Below are 12,933 nucleotides of genomic sequence, written 5' to 3'. Positions count from 1 at the left end.
TTGTGTTGAAAATCAAAACTTCATTAATTTTAGCATTTATTATGACGCTTATATCACAAGAAAATGCCTTTTCAGCTTCAACAAAATCCTTTCTTAAAAGCTCTACAGTTCATATTTCTGCTCAAGCAAAATCAGATACGGAGGCGAAAGATCAAGCCTTAAAAGAGGGTAGAAAACAAGCAACAGCTAAAGCTCTTACTAAAGCAATAATCAAACCAGAAGATCTAGATTTTTTATTAAACGACATAGAAACAATCGCTGGAAAATTCGTAGAATCATACACTATAAATAACGAAAGAATCTCTATGATAAAATATGAGGCAGATCTTACCGTTAACTTCTACTCAAAAGATTTAAAAAAGTTTTTATCAGCTCAAAACATAGATTTCATAGAAAATATTCCTTTAAGATTTCTAATAATTCCAATAGAAACCTCTTTCTTTAATTCATCGAATGGAAATATATGGTCTACCAAACTTTGGAAGCAAACTTGGAAAAAATTAAAAGATATTAATAAAAATAGTATAAACTTTCAATTGGCAAAAGGCGATTTTGAGGATATTGCAAACATAACTTCATCAAACCTTCTTCATCAAAGAAATCCAAATACTATAAATCAAATTCTTGATAAATATAAGGCCACAACAATTCTAACAATAGAAGTTATGGATATAAATGAAGAAACTTTAGGAATAAGAATTTTAGACCTAGACAATTACAAGTCTCATGAGTTTTCATATAATAAAATATATGATCTAACTGAAGAGGAGAACTATGAGTTAGCCGCTCAAAAAGCAATAGATGAAATTTTTAAGATGGCTAAAACAAAGAACTTAGATATAAAAAAGCAGGAAGTTAAAACAGATCTTGAATTTTATATAAAAAGCCTTAGAGATAAAATAAATATTAAAAAGTCTCTAGAAGGTATTAGTGGTATAAAATCTTTTTCAGAAAAGAAATCTTCACTAAGAACTGTAGTATTTGAACTTTCATATAATAAAGCAGAAGAGAAAGAAATCCTCGAGAAATTACTTTCTATGAAGCATAGTTTCATGGTTATTTCTAAAGAAATGAACAATGATAATCAGGATTTAGAAGAGGAAGCTATTAATGAGGTTCCTTCATCGAATGAAAATAGAGATATAGAAGCAGAAAGAATTCTAGAAGACATACGTGGTGTAAATAAGCTTAATGAAGAAAAAATGAAATATTTTAATGAGGCAAATGAGGAAAAAAATTTAGAAAAATTAATGATCCCAGAAAAGGCCAACTATACGTTCTAAAATAAAACCTCCCAGAATAGGGAGATTATTAATTTTATTTAATATTGTTTTTAATCTTGTCTAAAAAATCATTAAAATCTTCTTTCTTAGAAAAGTTTTTATAAACAGATGCAAATCTAATATAAGCAACAATATCAACTTTTTCTAGCTCTTCCATCAATTTCTCACCAATATTACGAGATGTAATAGAAGTTTGCCCTGACATTTCTAATTCCTTAACAATAGAATTAACAATGCTTTCAATTTTTTCATCAGAAACATTTCTCTTATTCACAGCTAATTTAATAGATTTATGAAGTTTCTCTTTATCAAACGGAACAATTTTTCCATCACTTTTTTCAACAGAGATATCTCTAAGCTGCAATCTTTCAAAGGTAGTAAATCTACCATCGCAATTAGGGCAAAATCTTCTTCTTCTTATATTAGTACCATCTTCACTTTGCCTAGAATCTTTAACTTGGGTTTCTATATTTCCACAAAATGGACATTTCATATTTCTAAGTTCCCTTCAATATTTTTTAGTCGACATAAATAAATTATAGTAAATTTAAAGGATAAAGTAAAGGCAAAAAATATAGGGATACCCTAATGGGAATCGGGATAGAATCGATATTCTAAGAATATATAATCATATTTTATTCCATATAAAATGCCCAAACATATTCTTAAAAGTTTTAATTTCTATTTTACTATTTCCAGCATCAATTTTATCAGAGATAAAAACTTCCACAATAGAAGCTTCTTTAACATTATTTTTAGTAATAAGCTTTTTATCTTTATTGCTGCAGTCCTCAAATCTATCTACAATCTTACGTCCAAAGTAACCATTCTCATCTACATTTAAAATAATATCAAATTTGCATAAATCTCCAAGTTTACTAAAATTTTCAGGATATTTAAAATAATCCGTTAGATAAAGAATTTTACTTCCTTTCTTATCAAACTTACAAAAATCCTTCTCACAAAGAAGTTTTTTCCCATTATTCTTAAACTTCTTTAAATTACTCTTATCAAATGCAAACTCCTCAGATATACTAATTAAAGAATAGGTGCTCATTCTTCCTTTTCTTATATTCTTAAAAGCTAATCCCTCATTATTATCCATAACAAATGTCATAATATTAGAACTTTTAGATATAATTAAATCAGGCTTTTTCATGTTAAATATAGTAGATAATCCTACAAGTACTAAAAGCAATCCCCATTTCTTCCATTTAGATTTCCAAACAAAAAACCAAAGTAATCCAGCAGAAATAAACCAAATGAATTCCTGAGGCAATGCAGGCGTAAGAATAGGACTTTGATAAAACCCAACTATCCAATCTATTATCCAAACCATCAAATCAATAGAACATTTTAATGCCATTAAAATCAAGTTTTTCAAAGGATCTATAAAGTAAACCAAATAGAATAAAAGTATTAAAGGCATTACTATGAAAGAAAATATAGGCACAATAATTATGTTTGAGAGAACCGAAATCAAACTAGTTTTCTTAAAGAAATATATAGCGAAAGGAAGTGTAAACATCCAAGCAGTTATATTTGTTAAAAAGTTCAAATAGAAAAAGTATCCAATTTTTTTAACGCTTTTAAAGAATTTGCTTTCCTTAAACCTATTATTTCCATTTTTAATATGAAAGTATTTTGCGGAGATTCTAGCGTAATATGGAAAGTTTTCATATATAGAAATTAGAGCCAAAACGGAAGAAAAACTCATCAAAAATCCAGGGTTAATAACTGAAGCAGGAGCGAATAAAACAATAAGAAATGCGGATATAAAAACACTTCTTTTAGAGAATGGGCTTCTACCAAACATCATAACCAGTATAAATATCAAACACATTATATATGCTCTTACGGTTGGCAATCTAGCCCCTGAAATTAGCATATAAAATGTAATAGGAATTATACTAATAAACAAAGAAATATTCTTCGCATCATACCTTAAAGATAGATACTTTATCCTAATAACAACTAGCCTAATTAAGAAGAAACTCATAAATGCAATAATACCCATATGAAAGCCAGATATAGATAAAATATGAGTTATTCCAGCTGTCAAAAATTTATCAGAAAGATCAAATCCAGCAGAGTATCTTTCTCCACTAACAAGAGAATGTGTTATCTGTTTAGTATCTCCTCTTTCAAGTTTTTGATCTATTTTTAGGTTTACATCACGCCTTAAATTTTCAACCCAAAAAGACATTTTTTCCCAAAAATAATCTGGTTTTCTGTGCCTAGATTTCATGAATTTTTCATGATATTTTAATCCATAAAAGACACTTCCAACCCCACCAATATTTTTAAAATAAGCATATCTAGCAAAGTTAAATCCTCTCAAAGTAGAAGCCGTAGGTGGAGGTGAAACAGCTCCAGTAAACTTTATATACTTACCGATTTCAGGATAAAAATCTTGATTTCTAGTCTTCACTCTAAGGGAGGACGGAAGTTCTTTTTTATCAACTTCAGGTATCCAAACCCTATCAATAAGTATCCTATAAACACCATCTAACACTTCAACTTTTCTAACTCTCCCACTAACAAAGGTTTTTTTGAATCTTTCCTTTAAGAAAACAGTTTTACTAGTTTGAATAGACTCCGAAATATTTAAAAATCCACCAATAAAAAATAATGCCAACAACAGAAAGTTCTTAGTAAATACTATATTCACACTATCTCGTTTTCTAGCAATAAAAATAGAGCATATAAATAGTATTAGATTAATGATAAAAACCTTTCTAATCAAGTGTATTGAAGGAATATAGGGTAGCGCAAAGTATATAGCGTTTCCAAAACAAAATAATATAAATAACCACAAAATACCTCTATCGAAATCCTCAAAGAAGTAGTTTGTTAAGCTTTGTTTGGCATCTAAAAAATGCTTATTTATATACTCTATAAAACCCATAATTTCCATAATTCTAAATTAATTATAAACACATAATTACAACTTCATTTTGAATAAAGCAAGAGAAACATATCCTAAACAAAAATTGAATCATAACTTTAATTAATCAAATTTAACCTAAAAATAGCAATTTAGAATCGATACCTAAAAACGCCATTTAAGAGTCTTAAATTGAATCTCTACTTCAACAAGTTATAGGGAAGAGTATCATATATAAGATTTAATTTTTAAAATTGAATCATAACTTTAACCACAGTGTCGAATCTTTTTAAAAAGACTCAATTTATCAAAACTTAAAATATGCTGAATATTTCCAAATAATTATACTATTAGGACAAAATAATAGGGGTAAATACTATTTGAATTTAAAAGAATTATCTTGCAATTTTATATCTCATACATATATTAATCTGGCTAATAAAATATAAAATGAAGGTATGAAATGTCTAAAGCGATAAATTTCACAGAAGGTAATATAAAATCACAATTAATAAAATTTGCAATTCCAGCTATGACTGCGATGTTAATGATAATGACATTTCAATTTGTAGATACATACTTTATATCTATGCTAGGAAAAAAAGCTCTAATCGCAATGGGATTTATCGGCCCAATAGTTATGTCAGTTTTAAATCTTCTATTTGGCTTCGGAATGGCAGCTCTGAATCTATCAAGTAAATATGTCGGTCAAAAGAAAATAGAGGAGACAAAAATAGTCTCATCACAAATTTTAATGATAGCTATAGTTTTTGGAATATTAATTTCCATTCTTGGTTTGATATTTTGCAAAGACATATTCTTACAAACTGGAGCGGATCAAGAATCTATGCCTATGATTTTAAAATACATGCACATATGGTTCTTAGCAGTTCCATGTGTTATTTATACAATAGTTGGAGAAAAATTATTTTTTGCAAAAGGAGATTCAAAAACTCCAAGAAATTCCCTAGTATTAAGTTTTTTAACAAACACAATTTTAGACCCAATTTTTATTTTCGGATTTTTCATAATACCAGCAACAGGAATCTTTGGCGCATCTCTAGCGACTTCTTTAAGTAGAGTGGTCGCAGTTGTCTACATGACGGCTAAAATGCTAAAAGGAAATATGCTTTGTCTTGATAAAAGAGTATTCAAAAATTTCAAACCACTTCTAAACAATGTATTAAAGATATCTGCAACTTCTTCATTCTATTATATCCTAATAGGTTTTTTCCCTGTGGTTTTAAACAAAACAATTTCTTCTATATCATTAGATGCAATAGCAGGGATTGGAGCGGCAACCAAGATCGAAGGTTTCTTTATTATAATAACGATTGCCTCAGCAATAGCATTAAGTACATTTGTTGGGCAAAATATAGGTGTTAAAAATTATAGCAGAATTAAAAAGGCATTAAACTATGTGTCTAATTTTGGAATTATATATTCTTTAGCTTGTTCAGCAACTTTCTACCTGATAGGCGGAAGTTTAGTTAGCATATTCACAGATAATCCAGAAATAATTCAATACGGTAAAAATTATCTTCTAATAACAAGTTTTTCATATATGTCTCATATTTTAATAATGGAAGGACATGCTCTATGGAGCCTTATGGGAAAATTAAAATACTCTGTAATAAGTGCATTAATTCAATTTATAAGTATATCATCATCAATTTATTTAGGAGCATATTTATTTGGTATTAATGGTGCTATAATAGGATTGTCACTTTCTAAATTTTTAGTTGGTTTACATTCTTATTTTAAAATGAAATCAACTTTGAAAAAATTGTTAGTTAAATAAAAATAGATCTTTTAATATTTTCTATTCATATTTATTCTTTTCGCTTGCAATTTATAATTAAAATTGTTATAAAAAACGAAATTTCAAAAAACCTCGCAAAAACAATGCGAAGAATATAAAATGGAGAAACCAAAAAATGGCAAGAAAAACACCAATTGAAAAATACAGAAACATTGGTATTATGGCGCACATCGACGCGGGTAAGACTACATGTACTGAAAGAATTTTATTCTACACTGGTAAATCACACAAAATAGGTGAGGTTCACGAAGGTGAAGCAACTATGGACTGGATGGAACAAGAGCAAGAAAGAGGTATTACAATTACTTCAGCTGCAACAACTTGTTTCTGGAATGACCACAGAATTAACATCATCGATACACCAGGCCACGTTGACTTTACAATGGAAGTTGAAAGATCTCTTAGAGTATTAGACGGTGCTGTAGCAGTATTCGAATCTGTATCAGGTGTTCAATCTCAAACAGAAACAGTTTGGAGACAAGCAGACAAATATAAAGTTCCTAGAATGTGTTTCATTAACAAAATGGACAGAATGGGTGCTGACTTTGAAATGTGTGTTGGTATGATCCAAGATAGACTTTCTACAAATGGTATCGCTATCCAATATCCAATTGGTGCAGAAGAAAATTTCAAAGGTTTAGTTGATCTTGTTGAAAATAAAGCTTACATCTGGACTAATGAAGAAATGGGTGCTAACTACGATGTAGTAGAAATTCCAGCTGACTTAAAAGAAAAATGTGCAGAATGGAGAGAAAAGCTAATAGAAAAAGCTGTTGAAATGGATGAAGCACTTATGGAAAAATACCTAGACACAGGTGAAATTTCTGTTGAAGAGCTTAAGGGCGCTATTAGAAAAGGTGTTTTAACAATGGAGGTTATCCCAGTTCTTTGTGGTACTGCATTTAAAAATAAAGGTGTTCAACCATTATTAGACGCTGTTATTGATTACTTACCAGCTCCTACAGATATCGCATCTATCGAAGGTGTTGATCCTAAAAATAAAGAAGTTCCTCTTGCAAGAAAAGCAAGTGATGATGAACCTCTAGCTGTATTAGGATTTAAAATCGCAAACGATCCATATGTTGGTTCATTAACATTCGCAAGAGTTTATTCTGGTAAACTAGAATCAGGTTCTTATGTGATGAACGTTAACCAAGGTAAAAAAGAAAGAATTGGTCGTATGTTATTAATGCACGCGAACACAAGAGAAGAAATCAAAGAAGCTTATGCAGGTGATATCGTAGCTCTAGTAGGTATGAAAGATACTAACACAGGTGATACATTGGCTGATTCATCTCACCAAATCATCCTAGAATCTATTGATGCTCTAGAACCAGTTATTGAAGTAGCTGTTGAGCCAAAAACTAAAGCTGACATCGAAAAAATGTCTATAGCTCTTCAAAGATTGTCTAAAGAAGATCCTTCTTTCAGAGTTACTACTGATCAAGAATCTGGTCAAACAATCATTAAAGGTATGGGTGAGTTACACTTAGACATTATCGTAGACAGAATGAGAAGAGAATTTAAAGTTGAATGTAACGTTGGTGCTCCACAAGTGGCATACAGAGAAACAATCTCTCAAGAAGTTACTCAAGACTACACTCACAAGAAGCAATCTGGTGGATCTGGTCAATTCGCGAAAGTTAAGATCAAGTTTGAACCACAAGAACCTGGTTTCGGTTTTGAATTCGAATCTACTATCACTGGTGGTAACGTTCCAAAAGAATACATCCCAGGTGTTGAAAAAGGTTTGAAATCAGCAATGCAAACTGGTGTGCTAGCAGGTTTCCCTTGTGAAGACTTTAAAGCTACATTAGAAGACGGTGCTTACCATGACGTTGACTCTTCAGTTCTAGCATTCGAAATCGCAGCAAGAGCAGCATTCAGAGAAGCAGCTAAATCAGCGAAACCTAAATTACTAGAACCTATGATGGAAGTTGAAGTAGAAACTCCAGAAGAATACATGGGTGACATTATCGGTGACATCAACTCTAGAAGAGGTCAAGTTGCTGAAATGAATACAAGACATAACGTTAGAGTAGTTACTGCTAAAGTTCCTCTAGCAAACATGTTCGGTTACGTTAATACTTTAAGATCTATGTCTCAAGGTAGAGCTGTGTTCGGAATGGTATTCAGTCACTATGCTGAAGTTCCAAACAACGTAGCAGAAGAAATTATCGCTAAAGCAAAAGGCGAATAAAAGATAAATAATATTTAAACCCGGGCTATGCCCACAAGAAATAGTGTGAGATAGAATTTAAGGCTAGATTCAATCCTCACACTAATTCTTTTTAAAGATAACTCTTGATCAGATTTGGAGACAAATCGTATTTCAAATTATCAATTAACACAGGACGCGACAGCTGCTATCATTTTGGATGGTAAAGTCGCAATTCGAAAGAGGGGGCTTGACCAGTCCTTGTAATCAACGCCTCTTTCAGAACCATTGGTAGTGGCGAACGAAAATGGTAAAGCCGGACCATCGGTTCCTCCGTTTAGTCAGCGGAGGATTTTTTATTAAAAAAGCTCCTGTAACTAGGAGCTTTTGTTTTCTTTATCAGATTTGTTAAGATTTTTTAAATCTGATATCCAGCAATTCTTTTAATTTGAATCCAATTTTGTTTATATCAACAGCTTCGCAATACTCAAGCGCCTCATGTGGAATTTCCGGATTGAATATAAAGCCATGCTCATATTCTTTTTTAAATTTCACAATTGTAGGTGTTATGTGTACATCTTCTATTGAAGGAATGTATGCAGAAATGAATGCCTGTAGGGTTTCAATAAAAGATTTTAACTCTTCCTTTGAAAGTGGTTTCTCATTGTGTCTTGGGAGAAGGGACCATTTCTCGATACTTTTTGAGAAATCTTTATCTTTCTTAGGGTTTGAAGACTTTATTTCCACTTTATAGTGCTCTTCTTCCTCTCTTTTTATTTGAAAGGTAATTTCATTCTCAGTTTTTTTCATGGAGATTGTTATCTCGCCTAGACTTGATAAGTCTAATAGTATTTGTTTCATATTTTAACATTTAATAAGTATTTACAGGTATTTTACCAGTGGAAGAATATATGTCAAGAAAAAAATAATTAACCATTATGTTGGTGTGTTGTTTGAGATTTTTTATTAGAAAAATCACTAATTTACACCATTTATTTTGCATTTATAATAGGGAATCAAAAAAAGTTGATTTTTTTACATTTTTTCCTTGCATTTAAATTCAAAAGGATATATTTTCAAATCACTTGCATAGGTTCAGCAAAGAATCCATGTAAGTAATTGAAATTTAAGAACTCGCAGAACTATATAGGAAACCCCTGATAAGCTGCGGATTATTTAAAATTATTAAAGGAATTAGAATAGATGTTAAATTCTAGTATAAGAATCAAATTAAAAGCCTTTGATCACAACGCCTTAGATGAAAGCACTAAAGAAATAGTGAATACAGCTAAAAGAACTGGCGCTACTGTGAAAGGGCCTATACCTCTTCCTAGAAAAAGAGAGTGCTTTACAGTTAACAAATCTTGGCACGTAAACAAAGAGTCAAGAGAACAATTCGAAATAAGAACTTGTAAAAGAATTATCGATATTTTGGATCCAAATCCACAAACTGTTGACGCTCTTGGAAAGTTAGAACTTTCATCTGGTGTAGAAGTTAAAATAGAACTATAAAAAGGTAAGTATAGGAAAATAAAATGAGAACTGGTTTAATAGCTAAAAAAATAGGTATGACTAGGGTGTTTGATGAAAATAATGCTCACGTACCTGTTACAGTTTTGCAAATGAATGGCTGTAAAGTTGTTTGTGCAAAAACTGAAGAAAAAGATGGTTATGATGCTGTTCAATTGGGTTTTGAAGCTGCTAAAGATAAGCATATTTCAAAATCATTGAAAGGTCATTTCGCAAAGAATGGAGTTGATGCTTTAAGAAAGCTTGTAGAATTCCGCGTTTCAAAAGATTGTTTATTAAAAGCTGGCGACGAATTAGCTGCTAATCACTTTGTTGATGGTCAATTCGTAGATTGCCAAGCATATACTAAGGGTAAAGGTTTTGCCGGCGCTATGAAAAGATGGAACTTTGGTGGTTTAGAAGCTACTCACGGTGTATCTATCTCGCATAGATCTCACGGTTCAACTGGTCAATGTCAAGACCCAGGTAGAGTTTTCAAAGGTAAGAAGATGGCTGGTCACTATGGTGATGAACTACAATCTACTTTAAACTTAAAAGTTGTATCTACTGATGTTGAAAATGGTTTAATTTTAGTAAAAGGTGCTGTACCAGGATCTAAAGGTTCTTACGTTGTAATTAAAGACGCGGTTAAAAAAGAACAAAAAGATTTGCCTGTTCCAGCGGTATTGAAAGCTTAAGAGAGGTAGATTATGAAATTAGATGTATTAACATTAGATAATAAAGTTGTTGAACAAATCGATCTATCAAAAGATATTTTCGGATTGGATCCTCAAAAAAGTATATTACACAGGGTTGTTCTTTGGCAATTAGCTAAAAGAAGATCTGGTAATCACAAGGTTAAAGTTGTTTCAGAAGTATCTGGAACTGGTAAAAAACCTTTTAAACAAAAAGGCACTGGTGCTGCAAGACAAGGTTCGCTAAGATCTCATCATATGAGAGGTGGTGGTAAGATACACGGTCCTGTAGTAAGAGATCACGGTTTTTCTCTTCAAAAGAAAGTTAGAGCTTTAGGTTTGAAAATGGCTTTATCTTCTAAAATGAAAGAAAAGAACTTAATCGTTATCGACAGTGAAAAAACTAAAGCAGCAAGTGCTAAAACTTTAAAAGCCCAATTCACAAAATTAGGTTTAGATAAAGTATTAGTTATTGGTGGTGAAGCTCTTGATGAAAACTTCAAAAAGTCATCTGCTAATATTAAACATGCTGACGTTCTTCCAGTTCAAGGTGCAAACGTTTATGATATCTTGAAACATGAAAAGTTAGTTTTAACTAAAGAAGCTGTTGCAAAACTTGAAGCAAGATTTGCGAAATAAAGGAATTTAGAAAATGGCTGAAACTAAAAAGACAATAAAAAAAGCTACAGAAAGAGATTTTACAGTTCTAGTAAAACCTTTGATTACAGAGAAGGGTACTTTAGTTGCTTCTCATGGAAAGATTGCTTTCCAAGTAGCTACTAGTGCAACAAAAGAAGAAATTAAGAATGCTGTAGAATCTATTTATGGTGCTGAGGTTGTTTCTGTGAACACATTGAACCAATCTGGTAAAAGAAGAGTATTTAGAGGCGTTAGAGGTAAAAAAGCTGACTTTAAGAAAGCTTACGTTACTCTAAAAGAAGGTTCTAACATAGATATAACAGAAAATGTTAAATAAAGAATAATTAAGAAGGTATAGAAAAATGGCATTAAAGACGTTTAAACCGATTACACCTGGTATGAGAAGTCTAGTTCTTATCGATAGATCTGAACTTTACAAAGGTAGACCTGAAAAGTCATTGACTGCTGGTTTGAAAAGAACTGGTGGTAGAAACAATACTGGTAGAATTACTACTAGACATATTGGTGGTGGACACAAAAAACTTTATAGAATCATTGATTTCAAAAGAAATAAAGTTGGTGTTGAAGGTGTTGTAGAAAGATTGGAATATGATCCAAATAGAACTGCATTTATCGCATTGGTTAACTACAAAGACGGTGAAAAAAGATATATTTTAGCTCCACAAAAATTACAAGTTGGTGATAAAATTGTAACTTCAGAAACTGCAGATATTAAACCAGGTAATGCGCTTCCATTAAAAGCGATTCCAGTTGGTACAATTATTCATAACATTGAATTACAACCTGGTAAAGGTGGTCAATTAGCTAGATCTGCTGGTGCATATGCTCAATTAGCAGGTAAAGATGGTGATTACACTCAAATTAAATTATCTTCAGGTGAATTAAGATTGGTTAGATCTGAATGTTTCGCAACTATCGGTGTTGTATCAAACCCTGATAACAGAAACGTTAAAATCGGTAAAGCTGGTAGAAAAAGATGGATGGGCGTTAGACCAACTGTTAGAGGTACTGCCATGAACCCAATCGACCACAGACATGGTGGTGGTGAAGGTGTTAACTTCGGTGTGCATCCTGTTACTCCTTGGGGTAAGAAAACTCGTGGTGTTAAAACTAGAAGTAATAAGAGAACTGATAAATTTATTATCACTACAAGACATAAAGCTAAAAAGAAATAATAAATAAAAGGAATTAGAAAAATGACAAGATCAGTTTGGAAAGGGCCTTACATACACCCGTCGCTTTTGAAAAAAGTTGAAAAAGCAAACGCTGAAAACAACAGAAAACCAATTAAAACTTGGTCAAGAGCATCAACTATTCTACCTAACATGGTTGACTTAACATTCGCTGTTCATAATGGAAACAAATTCGTTCCTGTATTAGTAAGTGAAGAAATGATTGGTCATAAGCTAGGTGAGTTCGCTCCGACTAGAAATTATTATGGTCACGGCGCTGATAAAAAAGCTAAAAAGAAATAATATAAGGGAAGTTTGAAAAAATGACTGAAACAAAAAGATATGGAATCGAAAAGAATCAAGCGAGAGTTTTCGTAAAAATGTTGAAAACATCTCCTCAAAAATTAAACCTAGTTGCTGGTTTAATTAGAGGTAAGAACGTTGAAACAGCACTTAACTTATTGACTTTCTCTAAGAAAAGAGTTGCTAACGAAGTTAAAAAAGCAGTTCTTTCAGCAATGGCTAATGCAGAAAAAAATCACGGCTTAGATGTTGATAGATTGATCGTGTCAGAAGCTTATGTTGGAAAAGCAATGAAATTAAAAAGATTTCGTGCTAGAGCTAGAGGCCGTGCAGCTAAAGTGTTCAAACACTTTGCAAATTTAACTATTGTTGTTGAAGAAAAAGCTCCAACAGTTGAAGCAAAAAAAACAGCTAAAGTAAAAGAAGCTAAATAAGAAGGTACTA

13 protein-coding genes are annotated in these 12,933 nt (G+C 31.6%); 10 read left to right on the top strand and 3 right to left on the bottom strand.

What is annotated here, in order from left to right:
- Positions 1-2: 2 nt before the first annotated feature.
- A complete protein-coding gene (locus N4A44_01365; GenBank protein ID MCT4552294.1) occupies positions 3-1,283 on the top strand; it encodes a hypothetical protein in 1,281 nt (426 codons plus the stop codon).
- 34 nt (positions 1,284-1,317) lie between these two features.
- On the opposite strand, the gene nrdR is transcribed toward N4A44_01365, so the two are convergent.
- The gene (nrdR, locus tag N4A44_01360; protein MCT4552293.1) at positions 1,318-1,776 is read right to left on the bottom strand and encodes a transcriptional regulator NrdR; all 459 of its coding nucleotides are present in this window, start codon (positions 1,774-1,776) and stop codon (positions 1,318-1,320) included.
- A 135-nt stretch (positions 1,777-1,911) separates the two neighbouring features.
- On the bottom strand, positions 1,912-3,954 hold the full coding sequence (locus N4A44_01355; protein ID MCT4552292.1) for a ComEC family competence protein: 2,043 nt from the start codon (positions 3,952-3,954) through the stop codon (positions 1,912-1,914).
- 679 nt (positions 3,955-4,633) lie between these two features.
- Here N4A44_01355 and N4A44_01350 point away from each other — a divergent pair.
- A complete protein-coding gene (locus tag N4A44_01350) occupies positions 4,634-5,971 on the top strand; it encodes an MATE family efflux transporter (protein ID MCT4552291.1) in 1,338 nt (445 codons plus the stop codon).
- Between the two features lie 136 nt (positions 5,972-6,107).
- Positions 6,108-8,192, top strand: a complete 2,085-nt coding sequence (gene fusA, locus N4A44_01345) for an elongation factor G (protein MCT4552290.1) — start codon at positions 6,108-6,110, stop codon at positions 8,190-8,192.
- Positions 8,193-8,558: 366 nt separating this feature from the next.
- On the opposite strand, the gene N4A44_01340 is transcribed toward fusA, so the two are convergent.
- On the bottom strand, positions 8,559-9,011 hold the full coding sequence (locus N4A44_01340; protein MCT4552289.1) for a hypothetical protein: 453 nt from the start codon (positions 9,009-9,011) through the stop codon (positions 8,559-8,561).
- A gap of 342 nt (positions 9,012-9,353) precedes the next feature.
- Between N4A44_01340 and rpsJ the strand changes: the two genes are divergently transcribed.
- The 7 genes from rpsJ to rplV are packed head-to-tail and all read left to right on the top strand — an operon-like array spanning position 9,354 to position 12,923.
- Positions 9,354-9,662, top strand: coding sequence for a 30S ribosomal protein S10 (rpsJ, locus tag N4A44_01335; GenBank protein ID MCT4552288.1), 309 nt, complete (start codon positions 9,354-9,356; stop codon positions 9,660-9,662).
- Positions 9,663-9,685: 23 nt separating this feature from the next.
- A complete protein-coding gene (rplC, locus tag N4A44_01330) occupies positions 9,686-10,357 on the top strand; it encodes a 50S ribosomal protein L3 (GenBank protein MCT4552287.1) in 672 nt (223 codons plus the stop codon).
- A gap of 12 nt (positions 10,358-10,369) precedes the next feature.
- Positions 10,370-10,993 (top strand): 50S ribosomal protein L4, encoded by a 624-nt coding sequence (rplD, locus tag N4A44_01325; GenBank protein MCT4552286.1) that lies wholly within the window; start codon positions 10,370-10,372, stop codon positions 10,991-10,993.
- 13 nt (positions 10,994-11,006) lie between these two features.
- Positions 11,007-11,330: a 50S ribosomal protein L23 gene (rplW, locus tag N4A44_01320; GenBank protein MCT4552285.1), complete on the top strand. Its 324-nt coding sequence runs from the start codon at positions 11,007-11,009 to the stop codon at positions 11,328-11,330.
- Between the two features lie 25 nt (positions 11,331-11,355).
- Positions 11,356-12,189 (top strand): 50S ribosomal protein L2, encoded by an 834-nt coding sequence (rplB, locus tag N4A44_01315; protein ID MCT4552284.1) that lies wholly within the window; start codon positions 11,356-11,358, stop codon positions 12,187-12,189.
- A gap of 21 nt (positions 12,190-12,210) precedes the next feature.
- Complete coding sequence (rpsS, locus tag N4A44_01310) at positions 12,211-12,489, top strand: 30S ribosomal protein S19 (GenBank protein ID MCT4552283.1); 279 nt, start codon at positions 12,211-12,213, stop codon at positions 12,487-12,489.
- Between the two features lie 20 nt (positions 12,490-12,509).
- Positions 12,510-12,923, top strand: a complete 414-nt coding sequence (gene rplV / locus N4A44_01305; GenBank protein ID MCT4552282.1) for a 50S ribosomal protein L22 — start codon at positions 12,510-12,512, stop codon at positions 12,921-12,923.
- Positions 12,924-12,933 lie beyond the last annotated feature (10 nt).

It is taken from the genome of Alphaproteobacteria bacterium (assembly GCA_025210155.1).
Classification (GTDB): domain Bacteria; phylum Pseudomonadota; class Alphaproteobacteria; order Rs-D84; family CASDRH01; genus JAOASE01.
The sequence above is the reverse complement of the archived record's forward strand: the minus strand, read 5'-3'. Positions and strand labels throughout refer to the sequence as shown.

What these genes read in the sequence shown, in the direction of transcription:
- nrdR (MCT4552293.1), bottom strand. Translation starts at nt 1,776, where the DNA reads ATGAAATGTCCATTTTGTGGAAATATAGAAACCCAAGTTAAAGATTCT.
- rpsJ (MCT4552288.1), top strand. Translation starts at nt 9,354, where the DNA reads ATGTTAAATTCTAGTATAAGAATCAAATTAAAAGCCTTTGATCACAAC.
- N4A44_01350 (MCT4552291.1), top strand. Translation starts at nt 4,634, where the DNA reads ATGTCTAAAGCGATAAATTTCACAGAAGGTAATATAAAATCACAATTA.
- rplC (MCT4552287.1), top strand. Translation starts at nt 9,686, where the DNA reads ATGAGAACTGGTTTAATAGCTAAAAAAATAGGTATGACTAGGGTGTTT.
- rplB (MCT4552284.1), top strand. Translation starts at nt 11,356, where the DNA reads ATGGCATTAAAGACGTTTAAACCGATTACACCTGGTATGAGAAGTCTA.
- fusA (MCT4552290.1), top strand. Translation starts at nt 6,108, where the DNA reads ATGGCAAGAAAAACACCAATTGAAAAATACAGAAACATTGGTATTATG.
- rpsS (MCT4552283.1), top strand. Translation starts at nt 12,211, where the DNA reads ATGACAAGATCAGTTTGGAAAGGGCCTTACATACACCCGTCGCTTTTG.
- rplV (MCT4552282.1), top strand. Translation starts at nt 12,510, where the DNA reads ATGACTGAAACAAAAAGATATGGAATCGAAAAGAATCAAGCGAGAGTT.
- rplW (MCT4552285.1), top strand. Translation starts at nt 11,007, where the DNA reads ATGGCTGAAACTAAAAAGACAATAAAAAAAGCTACAGAAAGAGATTTT.
- rplD (MCT4552286.1), top strand. Translation starts at nt 10,370, where the DNA reads ATGAAATTAGATGTATTAACATTAGATAATAAAGTTGTTGAACAAATC.
- N4A44_01340 (MCT4552289.1), bottom strand. Translation starts at nt 9,011, where the DNA reads ATGAAACAAATACTATTAGACTTATCAAGTCTAGGCGAGATAACAATC.